This is a genomic window from Thermostichus sp. OS-CIW-32, from assembly GCF_054060415.1.
On sequence record NZ_JBSSDD010000008.1, the window covers coordinates 13,423 to 32,931 of the forward strand.

The 19,509-nt window shown below is 57.7% G+C and carries 21 protein-coding genes; 13 read left to right on the plus strand and 8 right to left on the minus strand.

All coding sequences use genetic code 11. The features are described 5' to 3' along the window. Positions 1–104 precede the first annotated feature (104 nt). From ACVWY8_RS09880 to ACVWY8_RS09910, 7 genes are all read left to right on the plus strand, one after another. Positions 105–1,544 (plus strand): NAD(P)/FAD-dependent oxidoreductase, encoded by a 1,440-nt coding sequence (locus ACVWY8_RS09880; RefSeq protein WP_414409351.1) that lies wholly within the window; start codon positions 105–107, stop codon positions 1,542–1,544. Then, entirely contained in the window at positions 1,541–2,830 is a 1,290-nt protein-coding gene (locus ACVWY8_RS09885) for a hypothetical protein (protein ID WP_457394570.1), read from the plus strand. Before ACVWY8_RS09880 ends, ACVWY8_RS09885 begins: the two co-directional genes overlap by 4 nt. Positions 2,831–3,082: 252 nt before the next feature. Continuing rightward, positions 3,083–4,159 (plus strand): hypothetical protein, encoded by a 1,077-nt coding sequence (locus ACVWY8_RS09890; RefSeq protein WP_457394567.1) that lies wholly within the window; start codon positions 3,083–3,085, stop codon positions 4,157–4,159. 57 nt (positions 4,160–4,216) lie between these two features. Then, complete coding sequence (locus tag ACVWY8_RS09895) at positions 4,217–4,669, plus strand: hypothetical protein (protein WP_011432204.1); 453 nt, start codon at positions 4,217–4,219, stop codon at positions 4,667–4,669. 137 nt (positions 4,670–4,806) lie between these two features. Beyond that, the gene (locus ACVWY8_RS09900) at positions 4,807–6,108 is read left to right on the plus strand and encodes a gamma-glutamyl phosphate reductase (RefSeq protein ID WP_457394564.1); all 1,302 of its coding nucleotides are present in this window, start codon (positions 4,807–4,809) and stop codon (positions 6,106–6,108) included. Between the two features lie 135 nt (positions 6,109–6,243). Then, complete coding sequence (locus ACVWY8_RS09905; protein WP_011432202.1) at positions 6,244–6,885, plus strand: hypothetical protein; 642 nt, start codon at positions 6,244–6,246, stop codon at positions 6,883–6,885. Between the two features lie 3 nt (positions 6,886–6,888). After that, the gene (locus ACVWY8_RS09910) at positions 6,889–7,251 is read left to right on the plus strand and encodes a DUF3493 domain-containing protein (RefSeq protein ID WP_011432201.1); all 363 of its coding nucleotides are present in this window, start codon (positions 6,889–6,891) and stop codon (positions 7,249–7,251) included. 26 nt (positions 7,252–7,277) lie between these two features. On the opposite strand, the gene ACVWY8_RS09915 is transcribed toward ACVWY8_RS09910, so the two are convergent. Next, entirely contained in the window at positions 7,278–7,670 is a 393-nt protein-coding gene (locus ACVWY8_RS09915) for a hypothetical protein (protein WP_414407368.1), read from the minus strand. A 200-nt stretch (positions 7,671–7,870) separates the two neighbouring features. Here ACVWY8_RS09915 and psaC point away from each other — a divergent pair, with 200 nt between their 5' ends. Next, positions 7,871–8,119, plus strand: a complete 249-nt coding sequence (gene psaC / locus ACVWY8_RS09920; RefSeq protein WP_011432199.1) for a photosystem I iron-sulfur center protein PsaC — start codon at positions 7,871–7,873, stop codon at positions 8,117–8,119. 171 nt (positions 8,120–8,290) lie between these two features. On the opposite strand, the gene ACVWY8_RS09925 is transcribed toward psaC, so the two are convergent. The 3 genes from ACVWY8_RS09925 to ruvA all read right to left on the minus strand — a co-directional run bounded on the left by ACVWY8_RS09925 (position 8,291) and on the right by ruvA (position 10,812). Continuing rightward, positions 8,291–9,445 carry an RNA-guided endonuclease InsQ/TnpB family protein gene (locus tag ACVWY8_RS09925; RefSeq protein ID WP_457394561.1) on the minus strand — a complete coding sequence of 385 codons (1,155 nt, stop codon included), beginning with the start codon at positions 9,443–9,445 and terminating at the stop codon, positions 8,291–8,293. Positions 9,446–9,592: 147 nt separating this feature from the next. Next, positions 9,593–10,201, minus strand: coding sequence for a nicotinate-nucleotide adenylyltransferase (nadD, locus tag ACVWY8_RS09930; RefSeq protein WP_414375554.1), 609 nt, complete (start codon positions 10,199–10,201; stop codon positions 9,593–9,595). Beyond that, positions 10,198–10,812, minus strand: coding sequence for a Holliday junction branch migration protein RuvA (gene ruvA, locus ACVWY8_RS09935; RefSeq protein WP_457394558.1), 615 nt, complete (start codon positions 10,810–10,812; stop codon positions 10,198–10,200). The genes nadD and ruvA overlap by 4 nt, the downstream gene beginning before the upstream one ends. Before the next feature lie 166 nt (positions 10,813–10,978). On the opposite strand from ruvA, the gene ACVWY8_RS09940 reads away from it, so the two are divergent. The 3 genes from ACVWY8_RS09940 (at position 10,979) to lspA (ending at position 12,954) form a co-directional block, all read left to right on the plus strand. Next, entirely contained in the window at positions 10,979–11,782 is an 804-nt protein-coding gene (locus tag ACVWY8_RS09940) for an ABC transporter permease (RefSeq protein WP_457394555.1), read from the plus strand. A 156-nt stretch (positions 11,783–11,938) separates the two neighbouring features. Next, positions 11,939–12,163, plus strand: a complete 225-nt coding sequence (locus tag ACVWY8_RS09945) for a hypothetical protein (RefSeq protein ID WP_414357256.1) — start codon at positions 11,939–11,941, stop codon at positions 12,161–12,163. A gap of 266 nt (positions 12,164–12,429) precedes the next feature. Then, a complete protein-coding gene (lspA, locus tag ACVWY8_RS09950; RefSeq protein WP_457394552.1) occupies positions 12,430–12,954 on the plus strand; it encodes a signal peptidase II in 525 nt (174 codons plus the stop codon). 89 nt (positions 12,955–13,043) lie between these two features. Here lspA and ACVWY8_RS09955 read toward each other — a convergent pair whose 3' ends face one another. Together ACVWY8_RS09955 and cruF are read right to left on the minus strand one after the other, a co-directional pair. Continuing rightward, positions 13,044–14,084: a threonine aldolase family protein gene (locus tag ACVWY8_RS09955; RefSeq protein WP_457394549.1), complete on the minus strand. Its 1,041-nt coding sequence runs from the start codon at positions 14,082–14,084 to the stop codon at positions 13,044–13,046. Between the two features lie 46 nt (positions 14,085–14,130). Then, positions 14,131–15,201 carry a gamma-carotene 1'-hydroxylase CruF gene (gene cruF / locus ACVWY8_RS09960; protein WP_414343391.1) on the minus strand — a complete coding sequence of 357 codons (1,071 nt, stop codon included), beginning with the start codon at positions 15,199–15,201 and terminating at the stop codon, positions 14,131–14,133. A 277-nt stretch (positions 15,202–15,478) separates the two neighbouring features. Between cruF and ACVWY8_RS09965 the strand changes: the two genes are divergently transcribed. Further along, the gene (locus tag ACVWY8_RS09965; protein WP_457394546.1) at positions 15,479–16,312 is read left to right on the plus strand and encodes a M23 family metallopeptidase; all 834 of its coding nucleotides are present in this window, start codon (positions 15,479–15,481) and stop codon (positions 16,310–16,312) included. A 62-nt stretch (positions 16,313–16,374) separates the two neighbouring features. Here ACVWY8_RS09965 and ACVWY8_RS09970 read toward each other — a convergent pair whose 3' ends face one another. Further along, on the minus strand, positions 16,375–16,992 hold the full coding sequence (locus ACVWY8_RS09970; protein WP_414374941.1) for a hypothetical protein: 618 nt from the start codon (positions 16,990–16,992) through the stop codon (positions 16,375–16,377). A gap of 304 nt (positions 16,993–17,296) precedes the next feature. After that, positions 17,297–17,845 (minus strand): NUDIX hydrolase, encoded by a 549-nt coding sequence (locus tag ACVWY8_RS09975; protein WP_414417988.1) that lies wholly within the window; start codon positions 17,843–17,845, stop codon positions 17,297–17,299. A gap of 140 nt (positions 17,846–17,985) precedes the next feature. Here ACVWY8_RS09975 and trpE point away from each other — a divergent pair, with 140 nt between their 5' ends. Further along, positions 17,986–19,506, plus strand: a complete 1,521-nt coding sequence (gene trpE / locus ACVWY8_RS09980) for an anthranilate synthase component I (protein WP_457394543.1) — start codon at positions 17,986–17,988, stop codon at positions 19,504–19,506. Positions 19,507–19,509: the final 3 nt, after the last annotated feature.

Below are 19,509 nucleotides of genomic sequence, written 5' to 3' on the forward strand. Positions count from 1 at the left end.
CTCCCCTCATTGTCCTGGGGTTTGGCAGGGAATTGGCCGGTGGTGGGGAAGTTTCTCGACCTGTTTTAGAATGTCCCTGTAAAGCAGTTTCGGGAAGAGACAGAGTGGGGGATCCCATCTACATCCTGGGAGCGGGGCCGGCAGGCATGGCGGCTGCCTATCGCTTGAACCAACTGGGTTTTTCCGTAGTGGTGGTAGAACGAGAGGAGAAGGTCGGGGGTTTGGCCAAAAGTATTCAGTATCAGGGGTTTATCTTGGACTATGGCCCGCACCGTTTTTTCACTAAAATCCTGCCGGTGCGAGAGTTGTGGAATCAGGTTTTGGAATCCGAGCAAGTAACCGTCCGACGGCTCACCCGCATCTATTACCGCAAGCAGTATTTTCAGTACCCCATTCAGGCCTGGGAAGTCCTGCGCAAAGTGGGTTGGTGGGAAAGCCTGCACATTGTCCTTTCCTATCTCTGGGCACAATTAATTCCGCGACCAGCTCCCCAGAACTTTGCCGACTGGGTCAAAGGCAAGTTCGGCACCCGACTCTTTCAAATGTTCTTTGAAGGATATACGGAAAAGCTTTGGGGGATCCCTTGTACCGAGATCAGTGCTGATTGGGCTGCCCAGCGCATCAAAGGTCTCAGCCTTGGGCAAGCCATCCAAAAGGCCTTGGGGTGGAATCGAAGCTTGGCCAAGTCTCTGATCGACCAGTTTCAGTTTCCTCGTCTGGGATCCGGGCAGCTCTATGAAAAAATGCAGGAGTATTTGCTTGCCGAGGGACAAAAAGTCCTGCTCAACACAGAAGTAGTCACCCTCAGACATCGGGGATCCCAAGTTGTCGAGCTGCAACTGCGCAATCTTCAGGATGGAAGTGAAACTTGGGTCTCCCCCTCCCACGTCATTTCCTCGATCCCTCTGACGGTGTTGGTGCAGAGCCTGCGGAAATTGCCTCCCCCCCAAGTGCTGCAGGCAGCCCGCAATCTCAGATTTCGCAATACTGTCTTGGTTTACTTGATTGTGCAGGGATCCCAGCTCTTCCCCGATAACTGGCTGTATATCAACGATCCAACGGTGGGGGTGGGACGGGTGACCAACTTCGCCAATTGGTCTCCGGCCATGTTGCCCAACCAAGAGCAAACCCCCTTGTGCTGTGAGTATTGGTGCAACTTTGGGGATCCCTTGTGGCAAGCTCCTGAGGAGGAATTGCTGGCTTTGGCCGAGAAGGAGCTGCGTCAAATTGGCCTGCTTCACGATCAAAAGATCTACAGTGGCTTTGTGGTGCGCCTGCCCCGCACTTATCCCATCTATACCGGTAGCTATAAAGAAGATTTAGCCATTTTGCAGGAGTATCTCAGCCAGTTTGAAAATCTACAAGTGGTGGGCCGCTACGGCTCATTTAAATACAACAACCAAGATCACAGTTTACTGATGGGCTTGCTGGCGGCTGAGAACATTCTCCGACCCGGTAGTCACAATCTCTGGCAGGTGAACTCCGACGACGATTACCAAGAAGAAATCAAAGTGCCATCTTCACCCTTAACGATTCAGCGATGAGCTTTCCTCTCAGTCATCTGTTGCAGCGAGGTCTGCAGTACCTTGCCCGTTTCTTAGGGCAAATCTTGTTGCCCAGTTTGGCCTTGACAGTGCTGCAGATCTTTATGATCTCCCTCTGGAGTGAGGAGAGCGATTATGTTTCCATCTTCAAGGGCCTAACTCAGTGGGATAGCCATTGGTATCTCGGCATCACGCGGCGAGGGTACCAGTTTGTGGGCTTTGACAAGATTGCCTATGAGCAGAGCAACGTGGCTTTTTTCCCCGGCTATCCCCTGGCGGTGGCCGGAATCAGTCGCCTTTTGAGCGTTGACCCTGAACTAGGGCTTTACCTCACCGCCCAGCTCTTTTGCTGGCTGATGTGGGTTTACCTTTTCCTGTTCTACTGCAAGTGGCAAATTCCCCCGCTCTGGCAGGCTTTGGCAAGTTTGCTCATCCTGGTTTATCCCACCAGCTTTTATCTGTGTGTGGGCTACAGCGAGTCTTTGTTTACAGCTAGCTTGTTGGGTTTTCTCTACTGGTCAATTCATTGGGATCGCCCCCTGCTGATGCTCCTGGCCGGGATCCACGGCTTGGCAATGAGCGCCACCCGCATTGTGGGTTTGCCGGTAGCCTTGATTCCACTTCTCAATCTCTGGTCAGGATCCCGACGTTGGCTTTGGACAGTGGCGACAGTGAGCCTGGCTTTGCTGGGGGGGCTGGGCTTTTTTCTCTACTGTCAGCTTCGCTTTGGACGCTGGGATCTCTACATGGAAATGCAGTCCTACTTTGGCCCCAGCTCTGTCAATTACCTGGCCATTGTTCAAGCGCACACCTATACTCCTCTCTTTTCTATTGGTCATTGGCGATCCCTGTTTTCCTTTTCTGAAGCTTTGGAAGCTGGGATATGGGCAATTTCCCTCAGTCAAGTGTTTGTTCCTCTCACCTTGGGATCCCTACTGGTGACCGGTTTGATAGATGGGATCAGCTCCACAGCCGGCAAAAGTCGGCGCTGGCAGGAGCGGCTGGGGTTTCATTTGGCTGCTTGGGTGATGTTTTACATTGCCTTAGCAGGAATGAGTGTGGTGGGCCAGCGAAGTATGGTTCGCTATTGCCTGCCGGTTTACATCGTGCAGGTGCTGGCCTGGCTGCATTGGGCCAAACACACCGATTTCAGCTTCATCCCCCAACGGGCTTGGCGATATCTTGGCAGTGCCCTGAAGCTGGGGTATTGTCTTTTGGCTTTCATCTTTTTTGCCCTCAACCAAATCCTCACCTGGCGCTACGTCCAACATCTTTGGGTGGCTTGACGGAGCCGTCTTGACGAGAGAAAGAGCAATGTGCCGATGAGTCTTCGCCTCAGCCATCTGTTGCAGCAGATCCGCAAACTTTTAGGTTGCTTCTCTGTTCGGATTGCTTTGCTAGGCTTAGCGCTTACTATCCTGCAAGTGCTAACGATATACCTCTGGACAAAACGCGGTGACTATGCTTCTGCTTTCGCGGCTCTGAGTCAGCGGGATAGCTATTGGTATCTCAGCATTGTGCGGCGAGGGTACCAGTTTGTGAGCTTTGATAAGATTGCCTATGAGCAGAGCAACGTGGCTTTTTTCCCCGGTTACCCCCTGGCGGTGGCTGGAATCAGTCACCTTTTGAGCGTTGACCCTGAACTGGGGCTTTACTTAACTGCTCAGCTCTTTTGCTGGCTGATGTGGGTTTACCTTTTCCTGTTCTACCGCAGGTGGCAAATTCCCCCACTCTGGCAAATTTTGGCGAGCTTGATTATTTTCATCTATCCCACCAGCTTCTACCTGTGCGTGGGCTACAGCGAGTCTCTGTTTATGGCCAGCTTGCTGGGTTTTCTCTACTGGTTCATTTATTGGGATCGTCCCCTGCTGATGCTCCTGGCCGGGATCCACGGCCTGGCCATGAGTGCTACCCGGATTGTGGGTTTGCCGGTGGCGTTGATTCCTCTCCTCAATCTTTGGCAGGGATCCCGAGGCCGTCGCCGGCTTTGGACAATGGTGACGGTGGGCCTGGCTTTGCTGGGAGGGCTGGGCTTTTTCTTCTATTGTCAGCTTCGCTTTGGACGCTGGGATCTCTACCTGGAAATGCAGCGTTACTTTACCGGCGTGAAAGCCAATTATCAAGCTATTTTCCAAGCTCGCACATATGTCCTTTCCGCCGAACGCTGGCAAAGCTTACTCTCTCTTTCTGCACCGATGAAAGACCCTGGGCTGTGGGCTGACGCTCTTAGCCAACTGTTTGTGTCTGCCACCCTGGGATCCCTGCTTGTTACAGGTTTAATGGATGCGGCAGGAGTTATGGCAGGTAGAAGCCAGTGTTGGCGGGAGCGGCTGGGATTTCACCTGGCTGCTTGGGCCATGTTTTACATTGCCCTGACGGGTACGAGCCCCTTGGGCGAGCGAAGCATGAGCCGCTATTGTCTGCCGGTTCACATCGTGCAGGTGCTGGCGTTGGTGCATTGGGCCAAACACACCGATTTCAGCTTCATCCCCCAGCGGATGCGGCCCTATCTTGGTGTCGCCTTGAAGCTGGGATATGGGCTGCTGGCTTTCATTTTTTTTGCCCTCAACCAAATCCTCACCTGGCGCTACGTCCACCATCTCTGGGTGGCTTGACTCCGCTTTCCTGAAGATAGGATGTGAGGGATCCCAACTTCTCACCGGCTGAGAGCTGTGGCCTTCTCTTCTCCCCGCAAGTCTCCCCGTCAAAACTCAGCCCCGCGTGTCGCTCAGACCCTTGAGCCCGCCAAAATTTACCCCTGCCCGTGCTGCCATCAAGGTCAGTTGCGCCTGATCACCCTAACCGAAGCCTTTGGGTGTAGCCGTTGCCAGCATATTTTTGCCATTACCCCCGACCGCCTGTACATCGAGCAACTGGCCGTTTCTTATCCCTATCGCAAAATGTGGTTCTGGAACGGCTACCAATGGGTGTTGCGGCGGGAAAACACCCTACAGGGATCCGCGCTCTTGGGCCTCACCCTCAGCTTGGGCATTGTCTTGGCGGTTGGGTTCATCGGCGCAGTGCTCTTCCCAAACCAAACCCAGTTGCTCAGTTGGTTCATGATTCTCGGCTTGTTGCTAACGCTGCTGATGGTAACGGCGATCCTGCTGCTGCGGCGGCCCTGAGGTGAGTGAGATTTTCTCCAGCGACTGGTCTCCAGAATTGGCAGCCCCAGCACTTGTGGATCCAACCATTTCTTGTTAGCAGTGGTCTGGAGAACGCAGCGGGTCTGTCTCTAATGGGCTAGGCGGGAGAAGTTCAAGTGACAGATTTCGGTTCAGACTTTGACTTAGGTACCACTCTGCGACAGGTACGCCGCTTACTACCGCAGATGCAGCGGCTGAGCAGCCAAACCAAGCGCCAGGCCCTGCTGGCTCTCTCGCGGTGTTTGTTGGAGCGCTCCGATCTGCTCCTGGAAGCCAATACCCTCGACCTGGAAAGTTGCCGCGAGCAAACCGTACCGGAGTGGATCCTCAACGGCCTGAAGCTCACCCCCGAGCGTCTACAGCGATCCGCCCAGTTGCTGACTCTCCTGGCCCAGCAGCCGGATCCCATTGGCAAGCTGGAGAAAGGGCACCGCCAGGAGAATGGCCTGTTTATTGGCCGCTACCGCGTCCCGTTGGGGTTGATTGCTCTGGTCTACGAAATCTACCCCGAGTTTGCCTTAAATGGCATTGGCATGTGCCTAAAAACAGGAAATGGCGTGATTTTGGCCAGCAGCGGTCCCATCCAGAAAACTCACCAGGCTATGGTCAACCTGTTGGCAGAGACGGCTTATGAGCACGGGATCCCGGAAGGGGCCATTCAAACCTTGCCCGCCCAAGACCGAACCGCAGATCCCCAAGCAGATTCCCCACTGTTGCCGTTGCTACAGCAAACCCGCTACCTCGACCTGGTGATTCCCTGCGGTCGCCCCGGCTGGGTGGAGTTCCTGTTGCAGGCCAGCAAAGTGCCGACTCTGGCCACCCATTTGGGCTACGGCCACATCTATCTGGATCGCACTGCCCCTTGGCCCTTGGTCAAATCGGCTTTGTTGGATCCCCTGGCCCAGTACGGCTCAGAAGGGATCCCTATCTATCAGCCTCTCACCCTCTGGCTGCTGATCCACACCGATTGGGCCACCAACCATCTGACCGCCTTGATTGAGGACTTGCTGGGTCACGGGATCGATATCCAGGCAGCCGCCTCCATTCTGGAACAGTTCCCGCAGCTCCAGCCGCTTGGGCAAGGCTTTGACTCGACGGAACGACCTCATCTGCGCCTGCAGCCCATTGCCGACCTGACGGAGGCGATCGCCTGGATTAACAAAAATGGTTGCCGTCAATCGGAGACGATCCTCACCGATAGCCAATCGGCGGCCCAACGCTTTCTCCAAGAGGTGGATGCCGCCCTGATCTACATCAACACTTCCCCCCTCTCGGCAGGCCGGGGAGCTGGGATCCCCACGTTGGGAGCGTTTCGCGACCTGTCTTTGGGCATTTCTACCCAGCGGCTGCACGTGCGCGGGCCCATCGACGTGGAAGCCCTGACAACGGTGAAGGTGGTGGCTCAGGGCGATCTGTAGAGCCGGGCAGCAACCCAACTGATGCGCCAAGGTTGGCCGGTCTGCCCAAGATCCAAGAGCTGGGATGAGGCTGGAGAATGAGAATGTAGATCGCCATCAGCTCAACATCCAACTGAGCCCAAAGGGAGGACTTTTTTGGGGATCGACCTTCGCAGTTACGTGTTTTTGGATCGGCTGCAACCCCAGTATGCTGCTTATCTGGGCACAGTAGCCTACGGCTTTTTGCCCCTGCCTGGGGACACTTCTTTGTGGGTCGAGATTTCCCCCGGCATCGAGATCAACCGCGTTATGGATATTGCCCTGAAGGCCACCTCGGTGAGGCCGGGGCTGCAGGTGGTGGAACGCCTCTACGGCCTTCTGGAAGTACACTCCAGCAACCAAGGGGATACCCGCACCGCCGGACGGGCGATTCTGGCTGCCTTAGGGGTGAGTGAACAGGAGCGCCTCAAGCCCCGCATCATCTCCAGCCAGATCATCCGCAACATCGATCCCCACCAAACCCAGTTGATTAACCGTTCCCGCCGTGGCCAAATGCTCCTGGCTGGCCAAACCCTCTACATCCTGGAGGTGCAACCGGCAGGCTATGCCCCCCTGGCTGCCAACGAGGCAGAAAAATCTGCCCAGATCAACATCCTAGAAGTGATGCCTTTCGGTAGCTTTGGCCGCGTGTATTTGGGAGGGGAAGAGCGAGATATTCTGGCCGCCTGCCGCGCTGCCGAAGCCGTTTTGGCGGGGGTTTCCGGTCGGGAGCCCCTCTTGTTGCCTGAGGAGGTGTAGCCAATGGCAGACTCCGATCCCAAGCCAAGATCGCCCCTGTCGCAACGCCGGGATCCCTCTTCAGCAGAGCAGGTGAGGCTGTTGACGGAGCTGGCCGCTCCCTACCGCAGCTTGCGGCGCTTCATCTACTTGGCGGTGGGGTTCTCGGCTACCATCGGGGCGTTTGTGTTTTTCTTTCGAGCCCTGGCGGGACGGGACTTGAACACCACCTTGCCCAGCTTGGCCTTGCAGTTGGGGATCCTGGCCGGCGCCATCGGCCTGAACAGGCTGGAAAACCGCTCTCACCAGAAGGTGATCAGACAGGTCAAACAACGCTTGGGCATGCAGCAAGACTCCCAGGAGCCCCAACGGTCGGCGGACAGTTAGCCCGCCCATTCCCCGCAGCCCCTTTCTCAATCCAGATCAAAGTCATCATCATCCGCGTCAGCACTGCGCAGATAGCGGCGCTGAGTTTGGCGAGCGGGATCCCCTTGTGACCACTTTTGGACAATTTGGACACCCAGAAAGGTCAGAAAGGCCCCCAAAGCCACAAACGTGAGAAGTGGGATCGCCAGGATCACCACTGCGCCCAGGACATAGATAGCCACCTTGGGCAGAGACGGATCCACCCCCCAGCGGCGGCTGCGCACCCAATCGGTGAGCTGCTGATCCCAGCGGCGTAGGCGAGGGACGTTTTCCTCGAAGATCTCCAGCAAAATTGGCCCCAGACGACGCAGATTGCCCTGAGTTTGCCTTCGCCAATCTTGCACCGAGCGCCCCATGTTCGGGATCCCTTGTCCTGTCATCTTCAGGCCGATCCTAGCCCAACCCCAGCAACCTTCCCATTGGCCCACCGGATGTAAATTTGTTTGAACATTTGGATCGGAGATTTTGGAGGCTTCCCAGGACTACTGTACACTGAGGGCACTTGCGCAGCGATGCTGCTGCCCTGCGGATTCGGTAAACCTTTTTTTAACGTTTCAACCTGCTCGACTGGAGAACGCTAATGGCTCACTCGGTCAAGATCTACGACACCTGCATCGGCTGCACTCAGTGTGTGCGGGCTTGTCCCACCGACGTGTTGGAGATGGTGCCCTGGAAGGGGAACAACAAGGCTGGCATGATCGCTGCCGCTCCCCGCACCGAAGACTGCGTTGGCTGCAAACGCTGTGAAACCGCTTGTCCCACCGATTTTCTGAGCATCCGAGTCTACCTTGGCCCCGAAACCACCCGCAGCATGGGCTTAGCCTACTGATGGGGGCACCTGGCCGCAACCCCACTCTCAACTGCCCACAGAGCACAAGTATTCCAGAGTACCAGAAAAGCAGTTTACTTCCCAACCCAGTTCCAGCCTTTCCCTCTTCCGGGGAGAGGCTGTGGCGTATGGCAGGTCTTAAGCTGTTTGGTAAACTACCCGACACCCGCGCTATGCGCAGGGTGCGAGCTTTATCCCAATCCCTAGCGGCCCCAGAGGACAGCTAAGTTTCGGAATTTCAGGCGAGTTTACAGTCGCCCCAAGGAGAGAGATTACTTGAGCAGCGTTATGGTCAGCATCCCCTTCCCACCCGCAGTGTCCACACTTGAACGACTTACCATTGCGGTAGGACTTACCCCGCTCAGGGTGGATGTGCAGGCATTTGTGGCAGGTCTGACTGGTGTAGGCAGGCGGCACCAGCACCACAGGCACTCCAGCAATGGCAGCCTTGTAGGCTACAAACATCCTGAGCTGGTAGAACGCCCAGTTGTTAGTCCTGCGCCGCTCGGCTTTGCTCCGAGGCTTCTGATTCAAGCACTCTCGAATGCCTGTCAAGTCTTCAAAAGCCAGTGCCGCACCAATAGCCTGGGCATCCCTGACCAAGGTTTTGCTGATGTTATGGTTCAGCCATGTCTGGTAGCGCCGTTCTCTCCCAGAGAGCCTTCTCAACAGCCTCCTAGAGCTGCGAGTGCGTTTGGATTGAACCTTGGCGCGTACACGGCTGAACCGGTCGCGGACGACCTGGATGTGCTCTCCACTCCAAGAGCGTCCGTTGCTAGCGGTGGCGATATCCCGCCTGCCCAAGTCAACTCCGATTACCTTTGGAGTTTTGCCAGTCGGGGGAGTATCCAGCTCAACAGCAATGTTGATGTAGTAGTCCCCTTGCTTGGTCTTGGACAGAGTAGCGCTGGTGGGCGTTTGCCCCCGCAGCAAAGCGATTTGATAACCGCCAATCTTGAGCTTGAGCCAAACCCGTCCGCTCATCAGGGTCACGCCCACGGCTTGGTCGGACTCTCGGTACTTAAAAGTACGCGCGTCCAAAGTCAGACTGGTGGGGCGGAACTTGTGGACTTGCTTCACCACCTTGGCATTGCTAATCACCCGACGGAGCGCCTGACAGACGTGGTTGGCTTTCAGCCCCGTTGCTGCCCTTACCGGCCGATAGACCAAGTGGTGCAGCTTGGCGGTGTTCCAGCAGTTCTTTTGTTTGGCGGTGTCGAGAATCTGGTTGCAAGCATTCGCAAAGCCCTGCAAAGTGCGGTCAATTTCTTGACGCAACTCTTGTGGGACTATCAGCTTGCAACGTACAGAGATAGTCTGGCTCATGGGCTTATTGTAGTTCATCCAGACTTTTGACCAGCAAACCTATATGGAGGAGGGCTTTCCTCCCGACACCAAGCCTGCGGCTATGGTGCGGGCCTCCAGCCCGAAAATTTGGTGATTCTAGAGGGGGGATCCGCCCCCTTTTTTCCTTTAGGGCTGCAGATAGAGGCGGTGCTGACGGATATAGTGCTCCACAGCAGGGGGCACCAGGTAGCGGATAGACCCTCCCTTTTGGATTTGCTGTCGCAGGTAGGTGGAAGAGAGCGTCAGGGTAGGGGCTTCCAGGATTTGGGCTTGGATGGGCAACTTTTCGGCTACCGCCTGCAGCACCTGGGCGGCATCGCCGGCATCCACCCGTGGGGCAACAATCCAATGGCAGAGGCGGGCCAGTTCTTCCGCTTGATACCACTGGGGCAGGTCCCGCAGAGCATCCACGCCGATGATCCAGTACCACTGGGTATTGGGTTGCTCCTGGATGAGGGTGCGCAGCGTCTCGATGGTGTAGGAGCGCCCCGGACGGCAGATCTCCAGCTCTGAGCAGGCGAAGCGCTCGTGGTCGGCAATGGCCAACTTGACCATGGCCAGGCGGTCGGCTTTGCTGGCACCAGGGGCCAGAGGCTTGTGGGGGGGATCCCCGGCGGGCATCCACAGCACCTGATCCAGGTCAAACTGCCAAAGAGCTTGTTCTGCCATGATCAAGTGGCCATGGTGCACAGGGTTGAAGGTTCCACCCAGAATGGCAATGCGGCGGTGCTTCATGGCTGCTGGCTCAGGTAGGTGATGGCATCCCGCAGCCAGTCTTCCGTTGGGCGGCGGTGGGTGGGCAGAGCTTGCAAGGCAGCCTGAATTTCCTGAGTGCTGTAGCCCAGGGCCAGTAAGGCCATTTCCACCTCTTCCCGGATAGGCATGGGCGGCCCCCCGGCCAAGGGTTGATCCGCAACTCCCACCCCCTGTCGCCAGTGGGCCAGCTTGGTTTTCAGCTCCAGGGCCAGCCGTTGGGCCGTTTTATGGCCTACCCCCGGCGTGAGGGAGAGCAGGCGCACGTTTTCGGTCACCACCGCCTGCACCAGCTCCGGCAGGCTGAAGGTATTCAGCAGGGCCAAGCCCAAAGCCGGCCCCACCCCCGAGACTTTGATGAGTTCCACAAACAAATCGCGCTCGGCTGGCGAGCCAAACCCGTACAACACCAGCTCAGTCTCTCGCACCACCAAATGGGTGAACACCCGGACGGGCTCCCCCACTGCAGGCAGTTGCTTGAGAAAACGTCCTGGGGCCTTGACGCGATAGCCGATCCCCTGCACCTCAACGGTGAGGCTACTGCGCTCTCCCCATTCGATGGCCACAAGGTGGCCGCTTAAAAACGCGATCATGCTGCGAGTTTAATCTGGGTTTGGGATGCTCTGCTCGACTGGAGCTCCAAAGTCGGCCAAGCAATCTAAAGTCCTTGCCAAAGGCTGCTTCCCTACAAGGCTATTTCACAGACCATTTCTCTACCTGTAGACTGTTCCCCATCCAGCTCTGTATTCTCCCTCATCCATGCCGATTCGCCCTTTTCCCATCGGCCAATGGCTTTGGCTCCTGTTCTCGCTGGGGGTGCTGCTCTTTCTCCATCTTCCTCTGCTGGTGATCGTCCTTTATGCCTTCAGCCCCGATGAGGCGACCTTGCGCTTCCCTTTGCCGGGGCTGACCTGGCATTGGTTTGCCGTGGCCTGGGGGCGGGCAGATATTTGGCGGGCCTTGTTTTTGTCTTTGCGGGTGGCTTTGCTGGCTACCGGAGTGGCAGTGGTGCTGGGATCCCTGGCGGCAGCAGCAGTCTATCGCAGCCGATTTTTTGGCCGCGAGACGATCTCGTTTTTGGTGTTGCTGCCCATCGCCTTGCCGGGCATTGTCTCCGGGATCGCCTTGCGCTCGGCGATCCATTTGCTGCATATCCCTTTCAGCTTTTGGACAATTGTTATCGGCCATGCCACCTTTTGTCTGGTGGTGGTGTACAACAACGTGCTGGCGCGGTTTCGCCGCATGGGACGCTCTCAACTGGAGGCTTCTGCCGACTTGGGGGCCAATCCTCTGCAAACCTTTCGGTACATCCTTCTGCCCGAACTGGCCTCGGCCCTATTGGCGGGATCCCTGCTGGCGTTTGCCCTGTCTTTCGATGAGATTATCGTCACCACCTTCACCGCCGGCCAGCAGCAAACCTTGCCGATTTGGGTGTTTAGCCAGCTCACCAAGCCTCGGCAGCGTCCGGTGATCAGCGTGGTGGCCCTGGGGGTGATCGGCCTGACGGTGCTCCCCATTTGGCTGACCCATCATTGGACTCAAGAGAAAACCTCAACTCGCTGATGGCTCTTTCCAGCCTCATGCAAGGTTTGCACTTGGAGGGATCCCTAAGTATTGGCCGGAGTCGCTGTAACAGCAAGGAAACGCTGGCCCTGGTTGATCGCAGAGCCCTTGTGAGAAAATGTAACAAGCATTTCATTTGTGAAAATTGAGGTATCTATGGCTGTCACTCGTGCCGGACGCGCCCCTCTCGTGCGGGGCAGCAGCGAGGGAAATCCTGCCAAGTTCATGGAAATGGCCAGCTCTTTGCTCAGCACCCGCACCCGCCAAGGCAGCGGCAAAAAGGTTCAAGATCGCTCCTCCTACGGCAAAGCGGGCAACCCGCAAGAGTTCATGCAGATGGCCAGCGAATTGCGCCGATCCCTGGAGCAGCAGGGGCGGTAGCCGATCTTGTCCACCGTCAAACCTAGGCCCTCCCCGTCCAGTTGCCTAAGCTGGACGGTTTTCTTGCTGCTCCTCTCAAGCCAGAGGCGGCCAATCGCTTCTGAGGCCACTCACCGGTGTTGGATCCCGTTACAGGCCCAACTTCGAGTCCAGAGCTCCGCCCTTGAGCTTCTGTGCAATGAGCCGGCAGAAGAGCAGCATGTCAGGATGGGAAAAGTGCTCATCGGGGCGCTCTTGCCGGTGGACGTGATTGAGGCCAAGACGACATGAAAAACAAAGGCTTTTGGCTGGCCGGGATCCTGGGGGTAATCTTGGATCAGGCGACCAAGCACTGGGCAGTGGAACGGCTGCTGCCGGGGCCAGAGATTGAGCTGTGGCCAGGGGTGTTTCACCTCACCTACGTGGAGAATACCGGCGCTGCTTGGAGCCTGTTTGAAGATTCGGCAGAGCTCTTGAAGTGGATCTCGCTGGGGGTGGCGCTGGCGTTGGCGCTGCTGGCCATTCGCGGCGGGATCCTGAGCCGTTGGGAACAGGCGGGCTATGGCTTGGTGTGGGCAGGAGCCGTGGGGAACGGCATCGACCGCTTCGTCAACGGCTATGTCGTGGACTTTTTCAATTTGATCTGGATTCGCTTTCCGGTATTCAACGTGGCCGATGTGGCCATCAACCTCGGGGTGGCCTGCCTGCTGATCGGTTTGCTACAGGACAACTCAAAGAAAACGGGATCGACTGCTACCTCGCCTCGCTTGGAGAAAAAGCCCAGTCGCGACAGCACCCACTTTAAGGATTGACCAGCCGATGAACAGCCTTCAGGGATCCCTCGGGATGCTCATGTCCTTGGCAAGGGGGATCCCCGGTCAGCTGCAAGGACTCCGTCCGCCTATTGCAAACGGCTGGCTTGCTGGGCCACCTGGCAGAAGCGCTCGACATCTGCGGGCAAAGTGTTAAAAGCCGTCACCAGGCGGATTAAGTTGTGACCTTCCCCCAGCCAGCGGTAAAACCGAAACCCCGCCTGCTCCAGGGCCTGGAGAACCGGCTCCGGCAGCTCGATAAAAACCTCATTGGCCTCGGTGGGATATACCAACTTGGCTCCCGGCAGGGATCCCAGTCCCTGCGCCAACCGTTGGGCCATCGCGTTGGCATGGCGAGCATTGCGCAGCCACACCCCATCCTGGAGATAAGCCTGCAATTGGGCAGACAAAAAGCGCATCTTCGAAACCAGATGGCCACTGCGCTTGCGACGAAACTCAAAATCGCCCACCTGATTTGGATGAAAAAACACCACCGCTTCCGCAGCCCAGGCTCCATTTTTGGTGGCCCCAAAGGACAGCACATCCACCCCCGCTTTCCAGGTCATCTCGGCAGGGGTGCAGCCCAAACCGACCAAGGCGTTGGCGAAGCGAGCCCCATCCATATGCACCTTGAGGCCAAAGTGATGGGCCAAATCCGCCAAGGATCTGAGCTGCTCCAAGGAGTAGAGGGTGCCGGCCTCGGTGGCTTGGGTCAGGCTGAGGCAGGCAGGTTGTACGTGATGAACCACCCCAAACCCCGCCCGCTCCAGGGCTGCTTTTAAGTTGCCCCAGTCGATACGGCCTTGTTCCCCTGGGATCCCCACCAACTTGGCCCCACCTGTAAACAGCTCTGGCGCTCCACATTCGTCCAGATTGATGTGGGCCTCGGGATGGCAATAAATCGCCCCGTAGGGCGGGGTGAGCACCGAAAGGGCCAGGGCATTGGCAGCAGATCCTGTTGCCACCGGAAACACTGCCACTTCATGCTCGAAGATCTCGGCAAACAGCCTTTGCACCTGCGCTGTGCATTCGTCCCCTCCATAGGGCATGGCGGATCCCCGGTTGAGGGCCAACAGGGCTTCCATCACCTCAGGACAGGCGCCTGTGACATTGTCGCTGCAAAAGTTCATGGCATGGACAACTGGGGGATCTCGCCGAGGAAAGGTTAGGGCCAGTTTATTTCGCGCCAACCCAACCGGGATCCTCCAAAGTATCCCAGGCTTGACCTGCCTCTCCCTCAACCGTTTGCAATAGCGGGACAGAGTCCTTTTGGGGATGGGAAGGCGGCTCAGGCTGGTCGCGATAGCGGGACGGAGTCCTTTCGCAATAGCGGGATGGGGTCTTTGCACTCCACCACAACCCCAAAGCGGGCCCCAACCCCAACAACAGGCCCAGCCCCGCCGGCGCAACAATGCCGGAGCCCAGGCTCATCAACAGGGCAAAAGCAAAATTAGCTACATAGAGCACCAGCGGCCCCACCAACTGGCGGCGGTCAAGGATGGGTTGATCCTCGCCCCACAGCAGATTGGCCACCGTCATGAAGGCAGCCCCAGTCAGCATCCAACCACCGAAGTTTTGCAGCGGCATACCGAAGAAGGGCCCCGGCTGAAACCACGTCCAAAACGGGATCAAGCCGCGGGTCATGGCCGGATCCAGCACGAAGTCCCAGGCGGTGAGCAGCAGGGCCCCCAACATGATGGCCTCGAAGTGGATCAACCAGTGGCGCTGGGTTTGCAGAGCCACACGCGCCAACAAATAGGACGACAACCCCACATAAAACCAAGACAGAGGGATGGTAAAAGGCACCAACCCGGCAATCTTATAGCCCAGCCCACTCAGGTAGCCGTAGTTGCCAAAAGGGATCCCAGTGCTGGTGCCCAACAGCTCACTGCCCAAGGAAATGCCCACCGCCGGGATCAAAAACATCAATAGGCGCCGCACCCCCAACAGCCGGGATCCCATCAGAGCTGCCGCCAGTGCACCGAACACCATGTAGGCCACGCCGCCATTGCCCATGCTCAAGGAGAAAGCTTGAATGCCAATGGGGGGCAAACTGGCCACCCACTCAGGATGGGGTACAACCCAGAGCAACCCTGCCAACCCAAAAAGCAAAGACAGAATGTGCAAACCCAGAGCTAAGGCCTCCAGCCGCTGCCAAATCGAGCCAGACAGGGGCAGAACACTTCGCCCAACAGAAGACTGGAAAGGCAGGCTGACGAGAACACCAGAGGACGAGAACCAACGCATGAGAAACTCCCGAAGAGTGGTTAAGCGAAGCCGCTCTGTCTCCTTGCAACCCATACGGCGGCTGAGGGAAAAAGCGGATGGCCCCAAGAGAGAGCCTAAAGCCAAGAACAAGCCCGCTTGCTTGCAGGCCGGCCTACTTGGAATGGCCCTCTGGACGGAGATGTCACCACCGCTAACGGTGACACTGCTGATATTTTGCTGTCTATTGTATCAATTCGTAAACATATCGCCCGTTTTTCCTCAGGTCTCCTCCCCGTCTTCGCCGCAGGGATCCCGGGTGGGGGTGTACGCCCAGTTGGCTCGTGCTGTGGAGCGCCAGGACTGGCTTCAGGCCCTGCAGCTGGTGGATCTGTTGCAGCAGCACACGGAAGATCCCGCCCAGCGTCAGGATCTGGAAGACTATCGGCTGGAGCTGGAAAAATATCGTTCTGCTTATGGGGATCCGCCGCCGCCCCAGTGGCCGTTTTTGCACAAGCCCTTTGTCGGAGAATTTCCCGTCACCAATCTCTTCGACCATGATCTGCCTTTGGGGGAGAGGGATGGCAACAGACGGTTTGTGAGTGGGCAAGGCCAGGTTTGGATCCCCGACCCGCTGCACCCGTGTGGCAAAAGCGATGGCCATGCCGGTTATGACTGGGAGATGCCGGTGGGCACCCCGATCCTGGCCGCTGCCGCAGGACGGGTCACCTTGGCCCGCGAGGAGCCGGAGTTTTTTTGCCCCAGCTTGGGCCGGCTGGTCAGGGGGTTGCGGGTGCGCCTTCTGCACGAGCCAGAATTCTCCGATGGGGAGAGAGCAGACAGAAGAACCCTTCCCCGCTGGGAAACCCTCTACGCCCACCTCAGCCAAGTTGGGGTGCAGGAGGGGCAAGTGGTGGCCCCAGGAGAAATCATCGGCCTATCGGGAGATAGCGGCTGTGCCAGCGGGCCCCATCTTCATTTCGAGGTGCGTCGCTTCGACAACACCAACTCCGGCCAACCAGCTGCCGTCGATCCCTACGGGTGGTTTGGGTCTGGCCTGGATCCCTGGAGTATTCACCCCCTTGGGGCCGAGAGTCTGTTCCTTTGGCAGGTGGGACAAGCCCCCAGCTTGGGAGCTTGCTGGCAAGGGTAGCGATAGCCATGACGGACATCCGCTCTGGGCGAGACCTCGCTGACAGACAGACGCGCAGCAGATTACAGATCTCGGCGGACAAAGCCATCTCCCTCCCATTGGTAGAGGGTAGCCCTCAAATCACGGCTGGCACCGGGCGGGCTTGAGATGACCAGGATCCCTTGCGGGCTGACCCGCAGGCTGGCATTGCTCAGATCCGTCACGCTCAGCAGTGGCACAAGTCCCTCAGGCCGGTGTTCCAAGACCAAGACAGAGCGCAGCAGGCTGATGCCCCCTCGCTCGGTGAGGAGCACCAACTTGGGCTGTGGGCTGGAGGTGATGTCCGTGCGCAGGTGAGCCTCCACCAACCGCCCTGGGATCGGCTCAGCCGTGTGGAGCAGACGAAAGCTATACCCCCCCTGGTGCTCGAAGCTGAGAACGCGCACCACCGGCTCTACGGTGGGCTGCCGCTGAATCTGAAACACAGCCACCACATCCTGGCGAGATGGAGAGGTTAGGCTGGCCGGGAACAGGCGTAGGTTTTCGCCACGATTGCCGCGAATAAAATCCCACCAAATGGATTGATTGAATAAAGCCACAACCCCACCTCGAGCAGCGCCGCCCTCAGAAGGAACCGGCAGCAGCGGAAGCACAGGCTGGGGATAGGCAGGAACAGCAGCAACCGGTAGAGTGGCAGCCAAGGCCGCTCCCCAGGCTATTCGACCACAGGAACACAACAGCTTCCGCATATTTCCTCACTCCTCGCCCCTAAAATTCTAAAGGACTCCAAGGTTCTCCCAGTCAACCAAACAGCCGGGATACAGGGATCCCTTTTATGTCGAACGCAACCTCGATCTCACCTTGATCTCGCCTGGCAATGGGCTACCAAGTTAGGGTGAAAAGCCTGGAGCTTCCTCTGTAGCCAACAAAGTCGGCTTGGAACGACGCCCCGCCAATTTGAAAGGGATCCCCCAGGAGCAAGGGGCAGCCCCCCGACGGAGAGCTTTATTTTTCAGCAGCCAAAAACAGTTGAGCTCGCCAAAAGCAGGCGATGGATTTGCTGTCGAAATCCATTCCCAAACGGGCCATTTCTGTAAGCTCAGAAGCAGAAAACTCCACTACGGTAATATCTTCATCCTCATCCTTATCGGGAGGGGAATCCAGCACTTCCAGCTCCCGCGCCAAATAGGCATACATAATCTCGCTGGAATAGCCGGGGCACAAATAAAATTGGCCAAGGGGATCCCAGCGATGGGCACGCAGGCCCGTTTCTTCTTCCAGCTCGCGGCGAATGGTGTCATCGGGATGCTCCCCTGGCTCGACCGTGCCTGCCGGGAATTCGTAAAGATAGGAAGCGACCGCAAAGCGATATTGACGAATGCAGACGAACTTGCCTGCTGCAGTTACAGGCACGGCCACCACCCCCCCGGGATGGATGAGGTACTCCCGCTCTCCCTCTTTGCCGTTGGGAAAACGCAAACGCTGGCTGACGAAGGTGTATTTGTGGCCTTGATAGCGGAGGCGCTCACGAATCACCTGAGATGGGTTTTGCATGGCAAGGGATCCCGAGAGTAGAGCCGCTCTCAGCTTAATGGTTTTCGGCGCTGTTGCAACCGGGCAATCCAGAGGGATCCACACGCCCTTGGGATCCCGTGTCTGGGGTAGAGTCAGGAAAAGCACAAAAGTTGCAGGCCATGATTTACCCTCCCTTGAAGGAGTTTCTTGCCCTCACCAAGCAGGGCAACTTTATCCCGGTGTACCAGGAATGGGTGGCGGATTTGGAAACGCCGGTTTCTGCCTGGTATCGGGTTTGTGCTGGCCAGCCCTACAACTTTCTCCTGGAGTCGGTGGAGGGGGGGGAACAGGTGGCCCGCTACAGCTTCTTGGGCTGCGATCCCCTGTGGGTTTTGGAAATACGCGGGGATCAGGCGCTACAGCGATACCGCGATGGCCGACAGGAGCACCACCAAGGGGATCCCTTTGCCATCTTGGCCCGCTGTTTGCAGCCTTATGAGCCGGTGCATTTGCCGGAATTGCCCAGCAGCATTGGCGGCCTGTTTGGCTACTGGGGCTATGAGCTGATTCGCTGGATTGAGCCCAAGGTGCCCATCCACCCCCTGCAGCCGGGGGATCCCCCTGATGCCGTTTTGATGCAGGTGGACAGCATCCTGCTCTTTGACCAGGTGAAGCGCAAGATCTGGGTGGTGGCCTTCGCCGATACCCGTCACCACGCTGCCGAGGAAGCCTATGCCCAAGCCTGCCGGCGGGTGGAAAAGCTGATGCAGCAGCTCAGCGCTCCTCTTTCTCTGGCCCATCTGCACCTCAACTGGAAGCCCCACCTGTCGGAAAGGACTCCGTCCCGCTGGCGCGAACAAATCCCCCCCAGCACCCTGAGCCGCCCAGCCTACTGCCAAGCCGTGGAACAGGCTAAGGACTACATCCGCGCCGGAGATATCTTCCAGGTGGTGCTCTCGCAGCGGTTTACCGTCTCCTTTGCGGGGGATCCCTTTTGCCTCTACCGCTCGTTGCGGCTGATTAACCCTTCCCCTTATATGGCGTTTTTGCAGTTTGGGAATCTCTGCCTCATCGGCTCCAGCCCAGAGGTGATGGTCAAACTCAGCCGGGTGGGAGAAGACCGCATCGCCACCGTGCGCCCCATTGCCGGCACCCGCCCCCGCGGCACCACCCCTCTGGAAGACCGGCAGCTGGAGCAAGAGCTGTTGGCAGATCCGAAAGAACGGGCCGAACATGTGATGCTGGTGGATCTGGCCCGCAACGACCTGGGACGGGTCTGCCAACTGGGATCTGTGCAGGTGGACGACCTGATGCAGATCGAGCGCTACAGCCATGTGATGCACATTGTCAGCAACGTGGTGGGGCGGCTGGATCCCCAGTACAGCGCCTGGGATCTGCTGCGGGCCACCTTCCCTGCCGGCACTGTTACCGGCGCCCCCAAAATCCGCGCCATGCAGATTATTCATGAGCTGGAAGGATGCCGCCGCGGGCCCTATGCCGGCGCCTATGGCTACTACGACTTTTCTGGCCAACTGAACACCGCCATCACCATCCGCACTCTGCTGGTTCATCAGGGCCAGGTGAGCTTGCAGGCCGGGGCAGGTATTGTAGCCGACTCGGATCCGGAGCGGGAATATCAAGAATGTCTGAACAAAGCGCGGGGCATGTTAATGGCTGTGGCCAGTTTGCAGGAGACCTAGCCG